Genomic DNA, 22,394 nt, shown 5'->3' with positions numbered 1-22,394 from the left:
CCACGCCTCGCTACCTGCGCTCCAACGGCTGCCAAGGCGGCGCGCAAACGGCTATCATCGGGGGATGAAGATGCAAGCAACGCCAAGGAAGCCATGCCCAGCTCCAAGTTCCTGCCCGTAACGGTTGCCTTTTTCGCCTTCCTCGGCGGTACCAGCTATCTGTTCAGCTCGCGCGCCAACGGTGGACTGGATGAAGCCTTGTCGGTCGCGTTGGCCTATCTGCCGACCTACGGTGCGGCTCTGGGGGTGGCCCTGGTGTGCGCTTTCCTCGGCAGCCTCCTGCGCAAGCGCGCCAATCGCGACAAGGCGTTCGCCAACATTGCGCTGGTGGTCTTCCTCGCCGTCGCGATGCTGCTGATCCTCAAGGGCGACCTGGTCAAGCAGCAGGGCCGCGTACTGCTCGACCAGGGTATCCAGCGCGTGATCGGGCTGCTTTCCGGTGAGCCCTCCACCGCGCCCGCCACCTCGCGCCCGACGCCGGCTGCCCCGACCGCGAGCGAGCGCCCTGCGGCGCCCGCCGCGAGCCGGCCTGCGCCTTCCCCGCCCGCTCCTTCCTCGTCAGCGCCGCCATCGCGGCCGGCGGGGTCGGGCGGCACCGATTTCACCCGCTGGGCCGCGGATCTCAACCGCCAGCTGCCAAGGCGGGTCGACGACTACTCGCGGCTGACCCACGCCGAGTACGTCGCGGCCAACAAGACGATGAAGCTCGAGTACTCGGTCGACAACTTCGATGCGATGGAAGTCGATGAGGATGAGTTCGTCGCCGGCATGACCGGCAACATCAGGAGCGAATACTGCAAGGGCGCCTTCTTCCGCGAGATGCGCACCCAGGGCGTCGGTATCCGGGTCAGCTATCGCTATGGCCAGGGTGGGGTGATCGGCGAGCCGATCTGGGCCAGCGCGAAGAGCTGCTGAGCCGCTAGGCAGGCAGGTCGCGAGCCGCGGGCAGGCCGTACTTGGGCAGGCCTTCGGCGGCGAGTACCGCTCGGGCGATGGCATGGGCGACCAGGGTGGCGGCGACGCTGCCGAGCGCGGTGAGTTCGCGCGCGCTGATTTCATTGCGCCCCGGTGGCGCAGTGGAGAGCGCGAACAGGGTGTCGCCGTCGAACGGGGTGTGGATCGGGGAAATCGCCCGTGCGTAGCCGTCCTGGGCCATCTGGGCAAGACGCCCGGCCTGCCCACGGCTGAGCGGTGCGTCGGTCGCCACCACGCCGATGGTGGTGTTCCCGCCGGGTACGCCGCCGTTGGGCGCTGCGCCGAACATCGCCGCCTGGCTGTCGCGCAGGCCGTGGAGATCACGGGCGCCGGCGATCAGCCGGTTGTCGCGTGGATCGCGCACGTCGCCCACCGCGTTGACCGCGACCGCAACGCCCAGCGTCCAGCCCTGCTCGGCGAAGCGCCAGCTCGAACCACCGAAGCCTCCTTTCATTGCCCACTGCGCACCGAACAGCTTGCCCACCGTCGCCCCTGCGCCAGCGCCGAAGTTGCCTTCGGACAGCACCCCGGCTCCCGCCGCCGCGCAGGCACGCCAGCCGGCTTCGATGTCCGGACGCAGCGAGAAGTCACCCACCCCCAGGTCCATCAATACCGCACCGCATACGATCGGCACCCGGCCGAGCATCCCGGCATCGCTGCCAATCGGAAAGCCGACGCCCCGGCTTTCGAGCCAGCGCATCACCCCGCCTGCGCTGTCGAGCCCATAGGCGCTGCCGCCGCTGAGCACCACCGCATGGATGCGCTCGACCAGATTGGCCGGATCGAGCAGCGCCGTCTCGCGACTGCCCGGCGCTCCTCCGCGTACATCGACCGCCGCCACCGCGCCTTGCTCGCAGAGCACCACGGTACAGCCGGTGGGCCGTCCGGCGAGGGTATGATGGCCCGCCTCGATCCCCGGTACGTCGGTGATCGAGCCCGGGATCAACCCGTGCTCGACTGCGCGGCTCATGAGCGCTCCGCCTCAGCAAGGCCGGGGCGACGCTGGCGGAAGCCGCCGACCGCTTGCTCGAAGGCGTGGGCAACCTGGAGCACAGCGAGATCGGCGCGCGGCGGGCCGATGATCGAGATCCCCATCGGCAGGCCGCGAGCGTCGAAGCCGGCCGGGACGCTGATCGCCGGCAGTCCGGCGAGGCTCGGACCGATCACCACCTCCATCCAGCGGTGATAGGTGTCCATCGCCCGCCCGCCGACCGACTTCGGCCAGTGCTCGCGCTTGTCGAACGGGAACACCTGGGCGCTCGGCAGCAGCAAGAAATCGTAGCGCTCGAACGCCTTGCGCATCGTCCGGTACCAGTGGGTCCTGACCACACCGGCGCGGTGGACATCGAGGGCGCTGAGCGCGAGCCCACCCTCGATCTCCCAGCGCAGCTCGGGCTTCATCTGCTCGCGCCGAGCCGGATCGGCATAGCTGCCGGCGTGGGTGCCGGCGACCGAGAAGTTGCGCAGCGTGCACCATGCCGACCACAGCCGATCGAGGTCGAACTCGAGCTTGGCCGGCTCGACCCCGCCGCCGAGACTTTCGAGCGCGGCGAAGGTGCCCTCGCAGAGCGCGAGCACCCCCGGCTCGGTGGCGAGATGGCCTTGGAAGTCGCCAAGCCAGCCAAAGCGCGGCGCAGTGGGAGATGCCAAGGGCGAAGCGAACTCCGCGCCGTCGCCCGCCAGCGACAGCGGCGCGCGGGCGTCGAACCCGGCCTGTACCGCGAGCAGCCGGGCGACATCGGCGACGCTCCTGCCCATCGGTCCTTCGGTACCGAGCTGGGAGTAGAAACCGTCGGGCGAGTGCGCGGCGGGCACGCGGCCCTGGGAGGGACGAAAGCCGACCACCGCGTTGAACGCGGCCGGATTGCGCAGCGAGCCCATCATGTCGCTGCCGTCGGCCACCGGCACCAATTCGAGCGCCAGCGCCGCGGCCGCGCCGCCGCTCGAGCCGCCGGCGGTGCGCTCGGGGTCGAAGGCGCAGCCGGTGGCGCCGAACAGCGGATTGTAGGTCTGCGAGCCCAGCCCGAACTCGGGTACGTTGGTCTTGCCGATCACGATCGCCCCGCTCGCCTTCATCCGCTCGACGACGATCGAATCCTGGTCGGGAACGAAATCCTTGAACAGCGGCGAGCCGAAGGTAGTGCGAATCCCACGGGTCAGGGCAAGATCCTTCACCGCCAGCGGAAAGCCGTGCATCCAGCCGCGGTCCTGGCCGGCGGCGAGCTCCCGGTCGCGCTCGCGGGCCTGGTCGAGCAGCGCATCGAAGGGCTCGAGCGAGACGATCGCGCCGACCTTGGGATTGAACCGCTCGATCCGCGCCAGGTGGGCGCTCACCACCTCCTCGCACGAAACCTCGCGGGCGTGGATCCGCTGCGACAGTTCTCGAGCGTCGAGTTCGGTCAGGCTCATGGCGCGAGCCGCCGCTCGACCAGGCGGGCGAACAGGCTGGCGCCGAGCGGCAGGATCTCGTCGCCCAGCGTGAAGCCCGGGTTGTGCACCGGCACGTCGCCGCTGTGGCCGACCCAGCAATAGGCGCCGGGTACCGCGGCGAGCATGTCGGCGAAGTCCTCGCTGCCCATCAGCGGCTTGACCGCGGTCAGCAGGTTTTCCTCACCGACCAGCTCGCGAGCGGCCTCCTCGATCGCCTTGGTCGGCCCCTCGGCGTTTTCCAGCACGCTGAACACATCGCGGATGTCGAGCTCGATCTCGACGTCGAAGCTCGCCGCGATCCCCGCGACGATGGTGCGCATCCGCGAACGGATCAGCTCGCGGGCCTGACTGGAGAACACCCGCACGGTACCGGCGAGCGTCGCGGTCTGGGGGATCACGTTGTAGGCCGAACCCGCGTGCACCTGGGTGATCGACAGCACCGCGGGATCGAGTGGGTCGACGTTGCGACTGACCACCCCCTGCAGCGCCTGGATCAGAGCGCCGGCGATCACCACCGGGTCGCGGGAGAAGTGTGGCGCGGCGCCGTGGCTGCCGCGGCCGTGGATCAGGATGTCGAAGAAGTCGGCCCCCGCCATCGCAGGTCCCGCGAACACCGCGATCTGTCCTGGCGCATGCTGGGGCGAGTTGTGCATGGCGTAGATCTCATCGACCGGGAAGCGCTCGAACAGCCCCTCCTCGATCATCCGCCGCGCACCGCCCAGCCCCTCCTCGGCGGGCTGGAAGATCAGCACCGCCTGGCCGGCGAAGTTGCGGGTCTCGGCCAGGTAGCGCGCCGCGCCGAGCAGCATGGTGGTGTGGCCATCGTGGCCGCAGCCGTGAAAGCGCCCGGGGATGGTCGAGGAGAACTCGAGGCCGGTCGCCTCGTCCATCGGCAGCGCGTCCATGTCGGCGCGCAGGCCTACCCGCCCGGCGCCGCCGAGTCGGCCTTGGATCACCCCGACCACCCCGGTACCGGCGATGCCCTCGTGCACCTCGTCGACGCCGTACTCACGCAGCAGACCAGCGACGATCGAGGCGGTGCGGGTCTCCTCGAAGCCGATCTCGGGATGGGCGTGGAGGTCGTGGCGAATCGCGCAGAGCTCCTCGAAGTAATCGTCGATCCGGGCGATGTTGCTCATTCGTTGGCTCCTTGGCTGGTGCTTGGATAGCGATGACGGCGGACGTACGGCTCACTCGATCTTCTCGATGTTCCAGAACACCGGCACCGGTGATGGAATCATGTTGGTGAGGGTGTTGCGCCGCGCCTGCGGCAGCCCGAATTCACCGAGTGGAATGTAGAGCACCTGCTCCATGGCATGCTGCTGGAAGCGCAAGGCCGCTTCACGCTGGGCCTCGGCCGTCTCGGCACGGATGAACGCCATCTTGATCTCCTCAGCCACCGGATCGTCCGGCCAGCCGAAGAAGGCCGCATCGCCCCGGCCGCTCAGCATGCTCGATACCAGCGGGGTGTTGATCTCGGGCACGATCCAGGTCGAGAAGAACATGTTCCAGCCGCCCTGCGCGGGAGGCGCCATGCTGACCCTGCGGGAGATCAGCGTCTGCCAGTCCATCGACTGCACTTCGACGTTGAAGCCCACCTGTCGCAGCGCCTGGGCGGCGACGATCGGCTGGGTGCTGAGACTGACCACGTCGGTCGCGTGGAGGATCACCACCGGCGTGCCGTCGTACCCCGCCTCTTCGAGCAGCGCGCGCGCCCGCTCGGGGTCGCCGCCCGATAGCAGGCTCTCCGCGCCGGTCTGGTCCTCGAGCGCGGTGCCGCAGCCGAAGATCGCGCCACACAGAGTGTAGTAGCGCGGATCGCCGACCTGGGCGGAAAGGATGGCCTGCTGGTCCATCGCCAGCAGCGCCGCCTGGCGCAGCCTGACGTCGTCGAAGGGAGGATGCTTGAAGTTCATCCGGCCGAAGTTCTGGTAGCCAAGATCGCTGCGCACCTCGACCGTGACTTCATCCTCGGACTCGAGCATCGGCACCAGGTCGACCGGGACCTGCTCGAGGTAGTCGATCTCGCCTGCCGCCAGCGCGTTCACCGAGGTCAGCGCATCCGGCATGGAGACCCAGACCACCTTGTCGACGTTGACCACCTTGCCACCCGCCATCCAGCTCGCCGGCTCCTCACGCGGCACGTAATCCTCGAACTTCTCGTAAGCGACGCTGACGCCGGGCTGGAACTCGCTTTCGATGAAGCGGAACGGACCCGAGCCGATGTGCTCGGTGATCGCGGTCTCCGACGCGGTCGAGGCGATTCGCTCGGGCATGATGAACGGCGGCAGGCCCGACTGCTTGGCCAGGGTATCGAGCAGCGCCGGGAACGGCTCGCGCAGTTGCCATACCAGGGTCTTGTCGTCGACCGCCTCGAGCGACGAGGTGAAGTCCATCAGGATCTGCCCGCCGCCATCGCGCTGGCCCCAGCGTTTGAGACTCGCCACCGCGTCGGCTGCGCGAACCGGCGCGCCGTCGTGGAACTTGAGGCCGTCGCGCAGGGTGAAGGTGTAGACCAGCCCGTCGTCGGAGATCGTCCAGCTCGCCATCTGCGGGCGGGGAGTGAACTCCTCGTCTGCCGCGACCAGTACGTCGTAGATCATGTAGGCATGATTGCGGGTGATATGGGCGGTGGACATCACCGGGTCGAGCACCCGCAGCGGCGAGTGCATCACCGCGGTGATGGTGGTCTGGGCAAGCGCGGCGGACGTGGACGCGGCACTTGCGAGCAGTGCGACCGCCGCGCAGCGAGCCAAGCGGTGGAAACAGCGTATAGCCTTCATCGTGATCGACCTCTGCCTTGATTTGATTGTTATTGGTATTGCGCTGCATCTGCGCCGCAGCCCGGCGTTCAACCCACAACCGCTCGATCTCCGTCCTGCCGCTCGACCGAGCGGCGATGGCTCAGCGCTGGCCGCCGGGCTCCCCCACCGCCAACGGCTCGGTTCCACACCACTGGGCGATGAACAGCGCCATCGTCTTGGTGATCTGCTTGAGCGAGTCGAGCTCGACCGCTTCGTCGTAGCCATGGATGTTCTTCGCCACCGGCCCGTAGCAGAGCGCCGGGATCCGGTCGTAGAGCGCATAGACCCGGGTATCGATATAGGCCGGAGAGACCATGGTCTCGAGCGCCGTACCGAACACCGCGCGGTGGGCCCCGGCGAGCACCGCCTCGGCCTGCGATCCGGGCTCGAGCACGTAGCCCTCGGCATAGAAGCCATTGAAGGTCAGCTCCGGTGGAAACTCGGACAGCAGCGGATCGCTCGCCGCGAAAGCGGCAATGCAATCACTGATCTCCTTGGCGGCGGAGTCGGCATCCACCCCTGGATAGAGCGAGATCCTGCAGTCGACCCGGCACCAGCACGGCACCGACGAGGCCCAGTCCCCGCCTTCGATCTTGCCGATGTTGAGATTGATCGGATGCGCAAGCTCAGCGAACAGCGGATGGTCGACCTTGCGCTCGTTCCACCGCTGCTCGAGCTCACGCAGCGCACCGATCAGGCGATAGGCGCCATCGATCGCGTTGCCGCCCTCGCCCATGGTGTGCACATGCACCGGCAGCCCGCGCACCATGACCTGGAACCACAGCACGCCGACGTTGGCGCGCACCAGCCGCTCTCCTTCGGGCTCGGGCACCAGCGCCGCCTCGGCCCGGTAGCCGCGCAGGTGCGTCATCAATGCACCGTTGCCGGTGGCCTCTTCCTCGACCACCGACTGGATGTGGACTCTCGCCGCCGGCTGCAGGCCGATCCGGCGCAGCGCGTCGAGGGCGAACAGGTTGGCCGCGCAGCCGGCCTTCATGTCGCCCGCGCCGCGTCCGTACATCCACTGCCCCTCGATCTCGCCGCCGAACGGCTCGCGCTCCCAGCAGCTCTGCGGTCCGGTCGGCACGACGTCGACGTGCCCCTGGAGGATCAGCGAACGCCCGCGCTCCTCGCGGGGGTGATGGGTGCCGACGACGATCGGTGCGTTCGAATGGGTATCCGACCATTTCGAACCGCCGGGATGGCGCTCGATCGCCGCCCGGTCCATGCCGAAGCTCTCCACCTCGTAGCCGCGCTGTTGCAGCGCTTGGTGGAAGAACGCCTGCAGCTCGGACTCGTCGCCTCGCACCGAGCGGAACTCCACTAGCTGGCGGGTGAACGCCAGCTGCTCGGCGAAACCGGCTTCCACCGAGTCGGTCAGCGCGCGCGCAAGCTCTGCGGAAATCTCTATGTCGCTATTCATGCCGTGCTCCATGCCCTTCTCCATGCGAGGGAAATGACGGACTCACTCGAGCCGCATCAGCAGTGCCGCCATCAGCCGAGCCCGCTCGACCAGGCTCGATACCTCGATATGCTCGTTCAGCGTATGCAGGCCATTGCCGCGCACGCCGAGCGAGTCGAGCGTGGGGATGCCCAGTGCACCGGTGAAGTTGCCGTCGGAGCCGCTCGGGCTGCTCTGGCCGGACAGCTCGAAACCGAGCTCGGCGGCGATCTCCTTGGCCAGTTCGAACATCGCCATGGTACCGGGCTGGTTGGGCTCCCAGACCGGACGGGTGACACCACGGACGATGGAGAAATCGTCGTCTGCCAGCGCCATCATCCGAGCCACGCCGCGATCGAGATCCTGCTGGGTCTTGGCCATGCTCAGCGCCTCGCCGCGGCAGGCGGAAGCCACGCAGTTGGCCCACTGCCCGCCGTGGACCACGCCGACGCTGAAGGTGCAGTCGTCGGTGCTCATCGCTTCGATCTCGAGGATCTTGCGCGCCATCACCGCGATCGCCGAACGCCCTTCCGACAGTCTCGCCCCGGCATGGCTCGGGCGCCCCTTGCTCGCCAGGTCGAACCGCGCGATCGCGTAGCGGCCGATCGTCGCCGCACCGCCGGCATGGGCCGGCTCGGGTACCAGCACGTAGCGGTGCTTGCGCGCCTCGTTCTCGATCAGCGCGCGGGTCGAGGGCGTGCCGAGTTCCTCGTCGGGGGTGAACAGCACGGTCACCGGCAAAGGCGTCTCGAGACCGGCGCGCAGGAGCTGGCGCAGCGCCTCGAGGCTTACGTAGTTACCGCCCTTCATGTCCATGATGCCGGGGCCATAGCACAGCTCGCCCTCGCGCCTGAACGGCAGCACCTCGAGCGTACCGAGCGGGTGCACGGTATCCATGTGCCCGGCGATCAGGATCCCCGGCTTGCCGGAGTCGCGGTGGGGAAACCTCGCGCGAACCGAGCCGCCGTATCCCGCGCGGCCCGGAATACGCTCCACCGTGGCGCCCGCGGCGGCGAGATCGAAAGCGGCGAGGTCCATCATCCGGTCGACCGCTGCCGCGTCGAGGCTCGGACTTTCGCATTCGATCCAGGTCTTGAGCCCTGCCAGCATCTCATCGAGATCGAAGGGTAGATCGTGGGTGTGCATGCCATTTCCCTAGGGAATGAAACCAGGTGGAGAAAACCGGGTGGGAGAAACCGACCCAGCGAACTGAGCTTCGGGCTTTGCACGAAAAGTCGACGAGCGGCGACTCGACGGGGCGGGAATCAGCGAAACGACGACGCGCGCGGTGCGGAAGTACTGCGATCGGATTCGCGCACGAGCTGATTTCCACCGCCGTGCAGTCGGGCACGGACGGATTGCGTACCAAGCCCAGCCACTACGCAATCGGGCCGCGCCTTGGCGCGGCCCGATGATCATCCAGCGATCGGTTGCAAGGGTGCACGGGCGGCGAAGTCCCAATGCCGCCCCGGGGCCGCTTCCATCAATGCGCGGGTGTACTCGGCCTGGGGATTGGCCAGCACCTCCGCCGCCGGACCGTACTCCACCAGCTTGCCCCGCTGCATCACCAGCACCTCGTCGCAGATCTGCGCTGCCACCCTGAGATCGTGGGTGATGAACAGCACTGCGATCCCGAGACGCTGCTGGATCTCATCGATCAGCCCCAGCACCTGCGCCTGCACCGAGACGTCGAGCGCCGAGACCGCCTCGTCGGCGACGATCACCTCGGGCTCCATCATCAGCGCACGTGCGATCGCGATACGCTGGCGCTGGCCGCCGGAGAACTGGTGCGGGTAGCGATCGATCGCGTCCGCCGGCAGGCCCACCAGCTCGAGCAGCTCGCGCCCGCGCGCCCACGCCTGCTTGCGCGGCGTGCCGTAGTTCATCGGTCCCTCGACCAGGCTGTCGCCGATGGTGCGGCGCGGGTTGAGCGAGCGATTGGGGTCCTGGAAGATCATCTGGATCCGCTTGCGGTGCGGCTTGAGCATCGAACGCGAGAGCTCGGAGATCTCCTTGCCATCGACCCGGATCGCGCCGCCGCTCGGCGTCTCGAGGCGCATCACGCAGCGCGCGAGCGTCGACTTGCCCGAGCCGGACTCACCGACGATGCCGAGCGTGCGCCCGCGCTTGAGCCGGAAGCTGACATCGTCCACCGCGCGGGTGCCCTCGCTCGACTTGCCCAGCCAGCGCATCAGTCCGCGGCCGCCTTCGAACACCTTCTCCAGCGCCTGGACTTCGAGCACCGTCTTCTGGCTCGCCTCGATGCGCGGCGCGCGCGGGGTGAGGCTGGGCACAGCGTCGAGCAGGGTCTGGGTGTAGGCCTCGCGAGGCGCGCCGAGCACCTGGGCGACCTCGCCGCTCTCGACCACTTCGCCCTTGTTCATCACGCAGACCCGGTCCGCGATGTCGACCACCACGCCCATGTCGTGGGTGATGAACAGCACCGCGGTGCCGTGCTTCTGCTGCAGCTCCTTGATCAAGGAGAGGATCTGCTTTTGGGTGGTGACATCGAGCGCGGTGGTCGGCTCGTCGGCGATCAACAGCCGCGGCTCGAGCACCAGCGCCATCGCGATCATGATCCGCTGGCGCTGACCGCCCGAGAGCTGGTGCGGGAAGCTCGAATAGATGCGCTCGATCTCCGGCAGGTGGACCTGGGAGAAGGCGTCGAGCACCTTGGCCTTGCGCTCGCGCGACGACAGCCGGGTGTGGGTCTCGAGCACTTCATCGAGCTGGCGGCCGACGCTGAGCACCGGGTTCAGCGCGGTCATCGGCTCCTGGAAGATCATCGCCATGCGGTTGGCCCGCAGCGCCTTGAGCCGCGAGGGAGTGGCCTCGAGCAGGTTCTCGCCGTCGAGCAGGATGCGCCCTCCCCGCGCCACCAGCGCGCCGCGCGGCAGCAGCCCCATGGTGGCGAGCGAGGTCACCGACTTGCCCGACCCCGACTCGCCGACCAGGCAAAGGGTCTCACCGGGACTGATCGAGAAAGACACGCCGCGGAGGATCGGCGCCGGACGCTTGCCGCCGGTCTCGACCACCAGCCCCTCGACCTCGAGCACCTTCTCCGCGGCCGCCTTGGCAGAATCGCGTCCGGACGTCACTGTGGCGGTACTCATCAGGCGTTCCTCCGTTTCATCTTCGGATCCAAGGCGTCGCGAGCGCTATCGCCAAGCAGGTTGATCGACAGGATGCAGGCGGAGAGCAAAAGCCCCGCCCAGAAGATCAGCGAGGGTTTGATCTGGAAGTAGATCCGGCCCTCGGACATGATGTTGCCCCACGAGGGGATCTCGGTGCCGATCCCGGCGCCGAGGAACGAGAGGATCGCCTCGGTGAGGATCGCCGAGGCGCAGATGTAGGTGCCCTGGACGATCAGCGGTGCGATCGTGCTCGGCATCAGGTGGCGGATCATCAGCTTGAGCGTCGGGGTGCCCATCAGCACCGCGGCCTCGACGAACGGCTCCTCGCGGGCGGAGAGCACCCGCGAGCGTACCAGCCTCACCACCTGCGGGATCTCCGGCACCATGATCGCCAGCATCACCGTCCATAGATTGGCGCTGGTCAGCGAGACGATCGCGATCGCGAGCAGGATCCCGGGAATCGCCATCAGGCCGTCCATGATCCGCATCAGGATCGCATCGATGGCGCGGAAGTAGCCGGCGAGCAGGCCCAGCGGCAGGCCGATCGCGACGCTCAGTATCGCTACCCCGACACCGACGATCAGCGACACCTGGGCGCCATAGAGGATGCGTGAATAGAGATCGCGCCCGTAGGCGTCGGTGCCAAGCCAGTAGCTCTCGCTCATGCCCTTGAGGCGGTTGGCCGGCGACAGCGCCAGCGGATCGTGGTTGGCGAGCCAGGGCGCGAACAGCGCGATCGCGACGATCAGCGCCAGTACCACCGCAGCGATCAGCGTCACCGCCTTGGGCCGGGTAGCGAACAGCCGGGAGAGCAAGCGGCTGGCGCCGCGACCTTCGGGCATGGCGTCGCCTCCCGTCCGCGAGGGGTTCAGGGTCTGCATGTTCATCAGTAGCGGATCCTCGGATCGGTGGCGGCGTAGGAGAGATCGATCAGCAGATTGATCACCACGTAGAGCCCGGAGGTGAGCAGGATCAGCCCCTGGATCACCGGATAGTCGCGGGCCAGCACCGCATCGACGATCAGCCGGCCGAGGCCGGGGATGTTGAACACGCTCTCGGTCACCACCACGCCCGAGACCATCAGCGCGAAGCCGGTGCCGATCACGGTGAGGATCGGCACTGCGGCGTTGCGCAGCGCATGGCGAAACAGCACCGCGCGCTCGCCCAGCCCCTTGGCCCGTGCGGTGCGGATGTAGTCCTCATCGAGCACTTCGAGCATGCTCGCGCGGGTCATCCGGCTGATCAGCGCGATGTAGATCGACGACAGGGTCAGCGCCGGCAGCACTATGCGGCTGACGAACGGACCGACTCCGTCGAACAGGCTGCGAAAGCCCTGCACCGGGAACCAGCGCAGCTCGATGGCGAACAGCTGGATCAGCAGATAGCCGATCACGAACACCGGCACCGAGAAGCCGACCACTGAGGCGGACATCACGAAGTTGTCGATGAAGCTACCATGGCGCCACGCAGCGATCACACCGAGCGGTACCGAGATCAGCACGGTGAACAGGATCGACACCAGCGCCAGGCTCAGGGTCGGCTCGAGGCGCTGGTGGATCATCGTCAGCACCGGGGTCTGGGAGATCAACGAGGTGCCGAAGTCACCGCGCAGCAGCTCGCCGAGCCAGACGAAGAACTGGATGTAGAGCGGCTCGTCGAGGCCCAGGGCGGCGCGGATACGGGCAAGCTGCTCGGGAGTGGCCATGTCGCCGGCGATGATCGCCGCCGGGTCGCCCGGGGAGAGCCTGAGCAGCAGGAAGACGAACAGCGCGACCACCAGCATCACTGGAATCGCCGCGATGACGCGACGCACGAAATAGCTGAGCATGACGCCTCCTTTGGTTGTGGTTGTAAAGGGCGGTTGAGGTTGACTCCCGGGCACCCGCTCGAGGATGCCCGGGACAGCTTAACAATGGAGCGAGGCCTGTCGCATACCTGTTCGTCGCAGTGCCTTGCCCTGTGGTTATGGCCGACCGCCGATAGCGGTCCGGCGGCTCAATCCTGGCGCTTGCTCACGCCCCAGAACTCCGGCACCGGCGCCGGGCGCACGCCTTCGAGCTCGCTGCGCCAGGCGCTCACCACCCGGTACTGGCCGAGCGGCACGTAGCTTACGTAGTCCATCGCATGGGCCTGGATCCGGCTCGCCACCTCGCGCTGGGTGGCTTCGTCGGTCGCCGCGGCGAACTCGGCGCGAAGGCGATCGATCTCTTCGTCCTCGGGCCAGCCGAACCACGCCTTGCCCGGGCCACCGCCGTTGAGCATCGGGTTGTTGATCGGGTTCCACACCTCCTGGACGATCCAGTTGGAGAAGAACATGTTCCAACCACCCTGCGCCACTGGCCCCTGGTTGACCCGGCGGGCGACGATGGACTGCCAGTCCATCGGCATCAGCTGGACATTGAACCCGGCCTTGCGCAGCTGCTCGGCCGCCACCACGGGCGGTGCGACCAGTATCGGTACATCGGTGGCCTGGAGGATCGCCACCGGCGTGCCGTCGTACCCCGCTTCCTCGAGCATCTGCCTGGCCTTGGCGGGGTCACCGCCGTCGACCAGGCTCTGGCTGCCGGTTTCATCTGCAAGCGGCGTGCCGCATCCGAACACCGACCCACAGGTCTCGTAGTATTCAGGGTTGCCGACCATCGCGGCGAGCACGTCGCCCTGGCCGAGCGCCGTGAGCGCGGCGCGGCGGATGTTCACGTCGTCGAACGGCGGCTGGAGGAAATTCATCCGCCCCATGCTCTGGTAGCCGAGCTCGTTGAGCACCTGCGTGTGGATCTCATCGTTGCCCTCGAGCAGCGGCAGCAGGTCGATCGGTACCTGTTCGAAGAAGTCGATGTCCCCCGACTGCAGCGCGTTCATCGCGGTCTGGGCGTCGGGCATGGCGACGAATTCGACCCGATCGACCTCGACCTGCTTGCCACCGGCGGTGCCATTGGGCGGCTCGGAGCGCGGCACGTAGTCGGCGAACTTCTCATACACCGCCTGGACGCCCGGCTGGAACTCATCGGCGACGAACTTGAACGGCCCGGAGCCGATCGCCTCGCTGATGACCTGGTCGGCCGGGGTCCGCGCGATCCGCTCCGGCATCATGAACGCCGGTACCCCGGAGGGCTTGGCCAAGAGCTCGAGCACGTAGCCGAACGGCTTGGAGAGACTCAGCGTGATGGTCTTGTCGTCGCTGGCCTCGAGCTCGGCGACGTTGGCCATCAGCATCTGGCCGCCCGCGTCGCGCGCCGCCCAGCGCTGGATCGAGGCGACGCAGTCGGCAGCGGTGACCGGCGCGCCGTCGTGCCATTTCAGTCCATCGCGCAGGGTGAACGTATAGGTCATCCCGTCGTCGGACACCGTCCAGTCCGCCATCTGCGGGCGCGGCTGGTGGTCCAGGTCCATACCGAGCAGGGTGTCGTAGACCATGTAGCCGTGGTTGCGGGTGATGTGCGCGGTGGTGGCGATCGGGTCGAGCATCCGCAGCGGCGAATCCATCACCCCACGGATGGTGGTGGCCGCCTCGGCGACGAGCGGCGAGGCGAGGGTGCCGAGGCCGAGCGCTGCAGCGACGGCCAGCTGGCGGGAATGGCGCAGAACGCCGGGATACATGATGGTCATGGGCGGCCTTTCATGAGAGTGACTGTGTTGAGGGCGGTCGCGGCATCGACGGATGCCGCGATCAGCCGGGTAGCGTTGGGCTGCGACGCTCCACCTCGCCGAACAGCTCGAACGCGCGGCCGAGACCGAGCACCTCGCGATCGAAGAAGCGCGGACCGACGATCTGCAAGCCGATCGGCATGCCATCGCGGCTCCAGCCGGCGTTGAGCGAAAGCGCAGGCTGCTCGCCCATGTTCCATGGCAGGGTATAGGCGATGTGCTCGAACGGGCGCTGGGGATCGTCGAGCGGCGAGTGAGCGCTGGCGGCGAACGACACCACCGGGGTGGTCGGCGAAAGCAGCGCATCGACCCGATCGAACACCGCCTCGGTGACCGCGCGCATCATCATGGTCTGCTCGAACCCCCGCACCGCGGTGACACCGTCGATCTCGCCGCCGCGCCGGGCCCAGTCGAGGATATAAGGCATCACCTCCTCGCGCTTGGCCGCCGGCAGCCGCTCGAGCTGGCTCCACTGGCGGGCGCGCCAGAAGTCGTCGAGCCCATCGAGCATCTCGCGGGTGAGCACCGGTTCGAGCGGCACCAATATGGCGCCGGCGGCCTCGAAACACTTGGCCGCGCGCTCGACCACGGTCGCGATCTCATCGTCGAGCGGCTGGCCGCAGCCGGAGGAGATCATCACGCCGATCCGCATCCCCGCCACCGAGGTGGGCAGGTTCGACCAATCGATCCGCGCCGGCGGCAGGCGCATCGCATCCCGTCGATCGTCCTGGGCCAGCGCCGCCATCATCAGCGCGGCGTCCTCGACGCTGCGGGTCATCGGCCCGGCGCAGCGACCGACATAGTAAGGATCGATCGGGATCCGTCCAAGACTCGGCTTGAAGCCGACGACCCCGCACCAGGCCGCCGGCAGGCGTACCGAGCCGCCGATGTCGGTGCCGACGTGCAGTGGACCGAACCCAGCAGCAGCAGCCGCTCCGGCGCCGGAGCTCGAGCCGCCGGTGTTGCAGTCGAGGTTCCAGGGGTTGCGCGTGGTGCCGTGGAAGCTCGAAAGCCCCGATGAGAGCATGCCGAAATCCGGGCAGGTAGTCTTGGCCAGCATCAGCGCACCAGCTTCGCGCATCCGCGCCGCCGGCGGTGCTTCATGCTGCACCGGGACCAGCTCGGTGGTCGAGGTGCCAAGCGGGATCGGCAGCCCAGGCGTCGCGATAAGCTCCTTGAGCGTCACCGGCACACCGTCGAGCGGCCCCAGCGGCTCGCCCTTCGCCCAGCGCTGGCTGGAGGCGGCGGCGGCGGCGCGCAGCGGCTCGGGATCGTAGCCGTAGAGCGCATTGATCCGCGGCTCCCAGCGAGCGATCTGGGCTTCGATCTCTGACAGATACTCGCTCGGTGACAGTTCGCGGCTGCGGAACAGTTCGAGCACCTGGGTCGCATCGAGTTGATGACATGGCAACATCGGGTTCACCTCCCATCGAGGCATGGTTGTGATTGTCGGGATATGACCACGCCACTCTACCCAGGCTGGTAACGAGCTCGGCAGTTCAATTTAGCGCTCAGGCTGCACACGTTTGGGCCACGCCTCCCTCATCGAAGGCATGGACGAGCCGCGCCAGGGTCTCGACCACGGCGAAACCGGGCTGCGCATGGACCGGCACGCAGAGATCGATCGCCACCCTGCTCAGCCTGGGCTCGTCGATCGGCACCGCGACGAACTCTCCTTGCGCGCATTCGTGGGCCACCGCGAGCCGCGGCAGCACCAGGGCGGCGGCGCCCGAGCGTGCCAGCGCCTTCTGCATCTCGATCGAAGGGGTCACATAGGCAGGGTCGATCTCCACCCCGGCCACCTTGGCCAAGGCATCGAGGGTGCGCCGCACGCCATAGCCCTGATCGGGCAGCGCCAGCTGCTGGGCCGCGAGCGTCGCCAGCGATACCCGCTGGGCATTGGCCAGCGGGTGCGAGGGCGCGACGATCATGCACTGCTCCAGGCGTCCGACCCGCCGACGCTCGATGCCCTCCTCTTCGTCGATGAAGAACGCAACGCCTATGTCGCAATCTCCCTCGCGCAGGGCCCTGACGATCGCCGGAGCGCTCTGGATGCAAAGGGTGAAGCGCAGCCGCGGATGATCGCGCGTGAGCTTGGCGAGCACCGGTGCGACCAACCCGGCGGCGAGTCCTTCGGTCACGTAGAGGCTGACGTGGCCGGCGCCGAGCTCGCGCAGGTCGTCGATCCGCTCGCGAACCCGCTCGAGCTCCTTGAGCGTGCGCGAGGCCTGTTCGGCCAGCAGCTCGCCAGCGGCGGTCAGGCGCACGCCCTTGGGGCTGCGCTCGATCAGCCTGGCGCCGAGCTCATGCTCGAGCTGCACGATCTGGCGGCTCAGCGCGGTGGGCACGATGTGCAGGAGCGCCGCCGCCTGGCGCAGCGAGCGACAGCGGGCGACGGCATCGAAATAGTGAAGCGAACGCAGCTGCATGGGCTATTCCCTCCTCACGCCTCGCTCGACGCGAGGCGTGATCACGGTGGTCAGTCCTTGGTCAGGTTCCAGAACACCGGTACCGGTCCCGGCAGCAGTCCCTCCAGCTGGTCCGACCAAGCGGAAACGGAGCGGTAGTCGCCGAGCGGGATGTAGTTGACCTGCTCGAGCGCGTGGGCCTGGATCACCCCGGCGATGCGCTCGCGCTCGGCGTCGTCCTGGGCCGCGGCGAACTCGCCACGCAGCCGGTCGAGTTCCGGATCGGTCGGCCAGCCGAAGAAGCCGCCCTCGCGTCCGTGGCCGTTGAGCATCGGGTTGACGATCGGGTTCCACACCTCCGGGATGATCCAGTTGGTGAAGAACAGGTTCCAACCGCCTTCGCTCGGCGGCTGCTGGCTGGCCCGGCGCGACACCAGGGTCTGCCAGTCCATCGGCTGCAGCTGGACGTTGAAGCCGGCCTGGCGCAGCGCCTGCGCCGCGACCACCGGCTGCGGGCTGACCGTGGCCACGTCGGTGGGCTGGAGGATCACCACCGGGGTGCCATCGTAGCCGGCCTCTTCGAGCAGCGCCTGGGCGCGCTCGATGTCACCGTTGGCGGTGAAGCCCTCGGTCCCTTCGTCGCTGGCCAGCGGCGACTGGCAGCCATAGAAGGAAGGACAGACCTCATAGTATTCGGGGTTGCCGATCAACGCGGCGAGCACGTCCTCCTGGTCGAGCGCGACCAGCGCGGCCTGGCGCACCTTGATGTCGTCGAAGGGAGGGTAGAGGAAGTTCATCCGACCCATGGTCTGGTAGCCCAGCGGGTTGATCGCGCCGGTCGAGACCCCGTCGCTGCCCTCGAGCAGCGGCAGCAGATCGATCGGCACCTGCTCGATGAAGTCGAGATCGCCCGAGTTCAGCGCGTTGACCGCGGTCTGCTGGTCGGGCATCGTCAGCCATTCGACCCGATCGACGTTGACCACCTTGCCGCCCGCGGTCCAGCTCGGCGGCTCGCTCCTCGGCACGTAGTCCTCGAACTTCTCATAGACCACCCGGTTGCCGGGATCGAACTCCTGGCTTACGAAGCGAAACGGCCCGGAGCCAATCTGCTCCGGGATCGGCTGGTCGCTCGGGGTCTCGGCGAGCCGGGTCGGCATCATGAAGGCCGGCACCGAGGAGGGTTTAGCGATCAGCTCGAGCACGTAGCCGAACTGGTCGGCAAGCGTCAGAGTGATGGTGCGGTCGTCGCTCGCCTCGAGGCTCGCGACGTGGCTCATCAGCATCTGGCCGCCGGAGTCGCGGCTGCCCCAGCGCTGCAAGGAGGCGACGCAATCGGCCGCGGTGACCGGGGTACCGTCGTGCCACTCGAGCCCTTCGCGAAGGGTGAAGGTGTAGGTCAGGCCATCGTCGGATACCTGCCAGTCCGCCATCTGCGGCTGGGGCCGGAAGTTCTCGTCCATGCCGAGCAGCGTGTCGTAGACCATGTAGCCGTGGTTGCGGGTGATGTGCGCGGTGGTGAGGATCGGGTCGAGCACCCGCAGCCCCGAGTGCATCATCGCATTCACCGTCTGTGCCGAGGCCGGCATGCTCGCCGCCATCGCGCCCGCGCCGAGCAGGGCGGCGCCGAGCAGCTTGCGCAGGTCGATCTGGAGCAGTTTGGGGTCGATCATCTTCGCACTTCCTCGTTTGTGATTGTTATCGATGCCGGGTCTTGAATGCTTGGTGGGACTTAATGGAAAAGTATCCCTGGGAATGACCGTCGCTGCTTTCGCTCCCTGGCGGCGGCCGCTGGCCAGGCGGGCTCAGGCCGGGCTGAAGGGCACCCCCATCGGCTTCGTACGCATGCCCTCGCCAAGCCGCTGCCAGGGCAGATCGGCGGGATCGGCCGCCATCGGCCCCGGCACCTTGGCGACCAGGATCGCCTCGCTGATCGGGGCGAAATCGGCGCGAAAATGTACCGAGCTCTTGAGCACCAGGATCGCCATCCGCTCGGGCTCGATCCCGACCATCCGCAGCAGGTTGCGATCGAGCAGCTGGGCCTTGCGCGAGCTGACCAGCACGCGCACGCCCTGGATCGCGAGCTGGGCGCAGGGGCCGAGTTCGGCCAGCGTACCGTGCATCATCGGCCCATCGTAGCGACAGCGCCCGTCGCTCAGGCGGATCACTTCGCAGTCGACTTCGAGTGGCGGCTCGCCAAGGCTCGGGGTGCCGCCCAGGCTGAACCGCAGCCGCGCGCCCTCCCCCGCGGCGTGCGCCAATTCGGCTGCCTCAGGATCGCAGATCAGCCCCAGCGCCGCACGCTCGACGTTGGCTGCGAGCAGCGCGCGCAGAAGCCCAACGGTCGAGGCATCGCCCCCTGCGCCGGGATTGTCCTGGGTATCCGCGATCACCACCGGGCGGCTCGCGCCCTGGGCGAGCCGCTGCGCCTCGGCGACCGCATCGAAGGCGTCGAGAAACGGCACCGACCAGCGCGGCTCGAGCGCGACGATCTCGGCGGCGAGCGCCTCGACCGCCTCGACCAGCCGAGCGCGATCCGCGCCGTGCCCCCAGACCACCGGGCCGCATTCGGGAAAGTCGGCGGCGGGAAAGCCCGCGGCGAAGGAGAGGGTCGCCGCGCTCTCGCGGTCGCGCAGCTCGAGCCCGGCATACACCGAGGCCGCGGGCTCGAGCATGGTGGAGCCTGCGTTGATCGGGATCAGAAACGGCAGTCGCACCGCGTGATGGTACAACCGCTCACCGGCGAAAATGCGCTCGAGCAGGCCCAGCGCGCGGGCGCCAGTGGCCGCCATGTCGACGTGGGGATAGGTGCGATAGGCGACCAATACGCTCGCGTGCTCGAGCATCCCAGCGGTGACGTTGGCATGCAGATCGAGCGACGCGGCGATCGGCAGCTCAGGCCCGACCACCTCGCGCAGCCGGGAGAGCAGCTCGCCCTCGCCATCGTCGCAGTGCGCGCAGACCATCGCCCCGTGGAGATCGAGATAGATCGCATCGAACCCGCCCTGCCGGGCGGCCTCGACGATCTCCCCCGCCAGGCGCTCGAACGCCTCCTCGGTCACCGCGGCCGAGGGCGCCGCCGCCGCCCACAGCACCGGCACCAGGGTATGCCCGGCGCTTTGCGCTGCGCTGATGAAGCCACCGAGGGGCAGATTGACCTCGGCGAGCTCGAACAGCGCCTGTCCCCGGCATAGCGCGGGAAATCCACCACCGTGGAGAAAGCTTCGATAGTCGGCCGGCGTAGGCGCGAAGGTATTGGTTTCATGCTGGAAACCAGCAATCAGGATGCGCATGACGTCTTGGCCTTTTGATTGTAGGTCGATGCGTGGACACGAACGGTCCGAACCGCTTTAACGTTATGCGTGTGACGGTTGGACATGCAACGACCGCCGCATCATGATTGCGTTGCCCTGAGGGCAACGCTCACTGCGACCGGCGCTAATAGCGACCTCATGCAGCCGGGCGCTGAATCATTGCTGAAAAAACCTCCACGGCGCTGAGTTCAAGACCCGCATGATGCAGCCCCCGTCATTCGAAGGAAGCACACCAGTGGTCACACCCTTTCTCCAGCTCGAGCTCGACGAGCATCTCAGCCCGCGCCGGCTGCGCTACATCGCCGAGGCGATCCAATCCGGCTCGATCCGCCGCGCCGCCGAGCGTCTCGAGGTCGAACCCTCGGTGATCAGCCGCCAGATACGAAGGCTCGAGGCAAGCCTCGGGGTGCGCCTGCTCGAGCGCCATGGCCGCGGCGTACGCGCCACCGAAGCGGGCCTGCTGCTGCTCGACTTCCACCGCGAACGACGGGTCGCCGAAGAGGCCTTGCTTGGGGATTTTTCCGCCCTCGACGGGCTCGAGCGCGGCACTTTGCGCCTGGCGGTCAGCGAAGGCTACAGCGAGCGGCTGATGCAGCAGGTGATCACTCGTTTCGCCCGACGCCATCCGCGGCTGCGCATCGAGCTGATGATCGCCAACGTGCAGGTCGTGGTCCGCCAGGTGCTGGAGGGGGATGCGCATATCGGACTCGGCTACTCGCCGCGGCTGGTGCCGGGGATCGAATCGGTGGCATCGGCGCCGCAGCCGGTCTGTGCGGTGGTCAACGCCAACCATCCGCTGACCCGGCTCGAGCAGCCGCTCTCCCTCGACGCCATCCTCGACTATCCACTGGCGCTGGTGGCCTGCGGCTACGGGCTGCGCCAGCTGCTCGACACCGTCGAGGCGCTCGACAAGTGCCACTTCGAACCCAGCCTGGAGAGCAATTCGCTGGCGATGCTGCGCGAGTACGTCTGCGATACCCAGGCGGTGACCTTCCTCGCCAATCCGCCCTACACCGAGTCGCTGGCGCCGGGGCGGCTCAGGGCGCTGTCGATCGACCACCCGATCCTCAATGCCGCCGAGGTCCACCTGATGGTGCGCCAGCATCGCCCGCTGTCGCGGGCGTGCCGGCACCTGCTCGAGGAGATCCGCCGCCTGCCACCGTTCGGCGAGGACTCAGCAGCGCTCGAAGGGGAAGGCGATCACGGCGTCGATGCGAGCTTCCCCCGCGGCCAGCATCAGCAGCCGATCGACGCCTAGCGCTACACCGCTGCAGGCCGGCAGACCATGATCGAGCGCGGCGAGCAGCGCGCGGTCGATATCGACCTCGGGCTTGCCGCGCAGGCGCCGCGCGGCGTTGTCGGCGAGAAAGCGCGTCGCCTGCTCGCCGGCATCGAGCAACTCGTGATAGCCATTGGCGAGCTCGACCCCCTGCCAGTAGAGCTCGAAGCGCGCGGCGAGCTCGGCCCCGTCCTCGGGATCGAAGCGCTTGCGGGCAAGCGCCGCCTGGCTCGCAGGGTAGTCGACCACCGCGTCGAGCAGCGCAACCGGACCTCCCGGGTCGGCGCCGAGGGCGGGCTCGATCGCATGGCTGAACAGCAGGTCGAGACAGTCGTCGCGCTCCCAGCCGGCACAGTCGACGGCGGCGAACTCAGCGGCCAGGCGAGCGAGCTCATCGCCGCCGACGTCGAACGGGTCGATGTCGAGCGCATCGCGAAACAGCTGGCGGTAGCGGTGCACGCGCAGCTGCACCGGGCGCTCGATCACCCGTTCGATCAGCTCGACGCACTCCTCGCGCAAAAGCTCGAGGCCGTAGCCGGGCCGATACCATTCGAGCAGGGTGAACTCGAGGTTGTGGCGCCGACCTCGCTCGCCATCGCGAAAGGCACGGGCAAGCTGATAGATCGGTCCGCTGCCGGCGGCGAGCAGCCGCTTCATGTGGAACTCCGGCGAGGTCGCAAGCCACAGCCGCTCGAGCCCCTTGGGTCCGCGCGCCTCGAGGCTGAGCGAATCGAGCAGCGGGTCGACGCTGCCACCGTGGCCGAGCACCGGGGTCTCGACCTCGAGTACCTGCCGCTCGTCGAAGAAGCGGCGAATCTCGCGCAGGCGATCGGCGCGAAAGCGCAGCGCCTCGAGCGAGGCGCTCGGGGTCCAATCTGTGGATTCGATCATCGCGGGGTCCAGTACGGTGAATCGACACCCGCGCGGGCTGGAGGCCTACGCGGGGGAACTGGATCGGGCGTATCGA

17 protein-coding genes are annotated in these 22,394 nt (G+C 67.9%); 2 read left to right on the top strand and 15 right to left on the bottom strand.

The features are described from left to right. Window positions 1-915 (top strand): hypothetical protein (locus tag Q376_RS23030; RefSeq protein ID WP_211266692.1); only part of this gene is annotated, 915 nt, incomplete at its 5' end. Window positions 916-919: 4 nt separating this feature from the next. On the opposite strand, the gene Q376_RS0115830 is transcribed toward Q376_RS23030, so the two are convergent. The 14 genes from Q376_RS0115830 to Q376_RS0115765 form a co-directional block, all read right to left on the bottom strand. Beyond that, window positions 920-1,945, bottom strand: coding sequence for a P1 family peptidase (locus tag Q376_RS0115830; RefSeq protein WP_027351134.1), 1,026 nt, complete (start codon window positions 1,943-1,945; stop codon window positions 920-922). Next, window positions 1,942-3,384 (bottom strand): amidase, encoded by a 1,443-nt coding sequence (locus tag Q376_RS0115825; RefSeq protein WP_027351133.1) that lies wholly within the window; start codon window positions 3,382-3,384, stop codon window positions 1,942-1,944. The genes Q376_RS0115830 and Q376_RS0115825 overlap by 4 nt, the downstream gene beginning before the upstream one ends. After that, the gene (locus tag Q376_RS0115820; RefSeq protein WP_027351132.1) at window positions 3,381-4,544 is read right to left on the bottom strand and encodes a M20 aminoacylase family protein; all 1,164 of its coding nucleotides are present in this window, start codon (window positions 4,542-4,544) and stop codon (window positions 3,381-3,383) included. The genes Q376_RS0115825 and Q376_RS0115820 overlap by 4 nt, the downstream gene beginning before the upstream one ends. 51 nt (window positions 4,545-4,595) lie before the next feature. Further along, window positions 4,596-6,188, bottom strand: a complete 1,593-nt coding sequence (locus Q376_RS0115815; protein ID WP_052365405.1) for an ABC transporter substrate-binding protein — start codon at window positions 6,186-6,188, stop codon at window positions 4,596-4,598. A gap of 121 nt (window positions 6,189-6,309) precedes the next feature. Beyond that, window positions 6,310-7,632: an ArgE/DapE family deacylase gene (locus Q376_RS0115810; RefSeq protein ID WP_043448362.1), complete on the bottom strand. Its 1,323-nt coding sequence runs from the start codon at window positions 7,630-7,632 to the stop codon at window positions 6,310-6,312. A 42-nt stretch (window positions 7,633-7,674) separates the two neighbouring features. Further along, window positions 7,675-8,796, bottom strand: coding sequence for a M20/M25/M40 family metallo-hydrolase (locus tag Q376_RS0115805; protein ID WP_027351129.1), 1,122 nt, complete (start codon window positions 8,794-8,796; stop codon window positions 7,675-7,677). Window positions 8,797-9,065: 269 nt separating this feature from the next. Beyond that, window positions 9,066-10,763: an ABC transporter ATP-binding protein gene (locus Q376_RS0115800; protein WP_052365404.1), complete on the bottom strand. Its 1,698-nt coding sequence runs from the start codon at window positions 10,761-10,763 to the stop codon at window positions 9,066-9,068. After that, window positions 10,763-11,671, bottom strand: a complete 909-nt coding sequence (locus Q376_RS0115795; RefSeq protein ID WP_211266691.1) for an ABC transporter permease — start codon at window positions 11,669-11,671, stop codon at window positions 10,763-10,765. The genes Q376_RS0115800 and Q376_RS0115795 overlap by 1 nt, the downstream gene beginning before the upstream one ends. After that, on the bottom strand, window positions 11,671-12,612 hold the full coding sequence (locus tag Q376_RS0115790; RefSeq protein WP_027351126.1) for an ABC transporter permease: 942 nt from the start codon (window positions 12,610-12,612) through the stop codon (window positions 11,671-11,673). Before Q376_RS0115790 ends, Q376_RS0115795 begins: the two co-directional genes overlap by 1 nt. Window positions 12,613-12,779: 167 nt before the next feature. After that, complete coding sequence (locus Q376_RS0115785; protein ID WP_211266690.1) at window positions 12,780-14,390, bottom strand: ABC transporter substrate-binding protein; 1,611 nt, start codon at window positions 14,388-14,390, stop codon at window positions 12,780-12,782. A 61-nt stretch (window positions 14,391-14,451) separates the two neighbouring features. Continuing rightward, window positions 14,452-15,843, bottom strand: coding sequence for an amidase (locus Q376_RS23025; RefSeq protein ID WP_043448286.1), 1,392 nt, complete (start codon window positions 15,841-15,843; stop codon window positions 14,452-14,454). A gap of 97 nt (window positions 15,844-15,940) precedes the next feature. Then, window positions 15,941-16,858 (bottom strand): LysR family transcriptional regulator, encoded by a 918-nt coding sequence (locus Q376_RS23020; RefSeq protein WP_052365402.1) that lies wholly within the window; start codon window positions 16,856-16,858, stop codon window positions 15,941-15,943. A 50-nt stretch (window positions 16,859-16,908) separates the two neighbouring features. After that, the gene (locus Q376_RS0115770) at window positions 16,909-18,507 is read right to left on the bottom strand and encodes an ABC transporter substrate-binding protein (protein ID WP_081803603.1); all 1,599 of its coding nucleotides are present in this window, start codon (window positions 18,505-18,507) and stop codon (window positions 16,909-16,911) included. A 132-nt stretch (window positions 18,508-18,639) separates the two neighbouring features. After that, on the bottom strand, window positions 18,640-20,127 hold the full coding sequence (locus Q376_RS0115765) for a M81 family metallopeptidase (RefSeq protein ID WP_027351123.1): 1,488 nt from the start codon (window positions 20,125-20,127) through the stop codon (window positions 18,640-18,642). Window positions 20,128-20,383: 256 nt separating this feature from the next. Between Q376_RS0115765 and Q376_RS23015 the strand changes: the two genes are divergently transcribed. Further along, window positions 20,384-21,406: a LysR family transcriptional regulator gene (locus Q376_RS23015; protein ID WP_052365399.1), complete on the top strand. Its 1,023-nt coding sequence runs from the start codon at window positions 20,384-20,386 to the stop codon at window positions 21,404-21,406. On the opposite strand, the gene epmA is transcribed toward Q376_RS23015, so the two are convergent. Beyond that, window positions 21,323-22,318, bottom strand: coding sequence for an EF-P lysine aminoacylase EpmA (gene epmA / locus Q376_RS0115755; RefSeq protein WP_043448283.1), 996 nt, complete (start codon window positions 22,316-22,318; stop codon window positions 21,323-21,325). The genes Q376_RS23015 and epmA overlap by 84 nt on opposite strands. Window positions 22,319-22,394: the final 76 nt, after the last annotated feature.

The sequence above is a fragment of the Halotalea alkalilenta DSM 17697 genome (assembly GCF_000621205.1).
GTDB classification, from domain to species: domain Bacteria; phylum Pseudomonadota; class Gammaproteobacteria; order Pseudomonadales; family Halomonadaceae; genus Halotalea; species Halotalea alkalilenta.
This window is presented reverse-complemented; position numbering and strand designations above follow the sequence as displayed.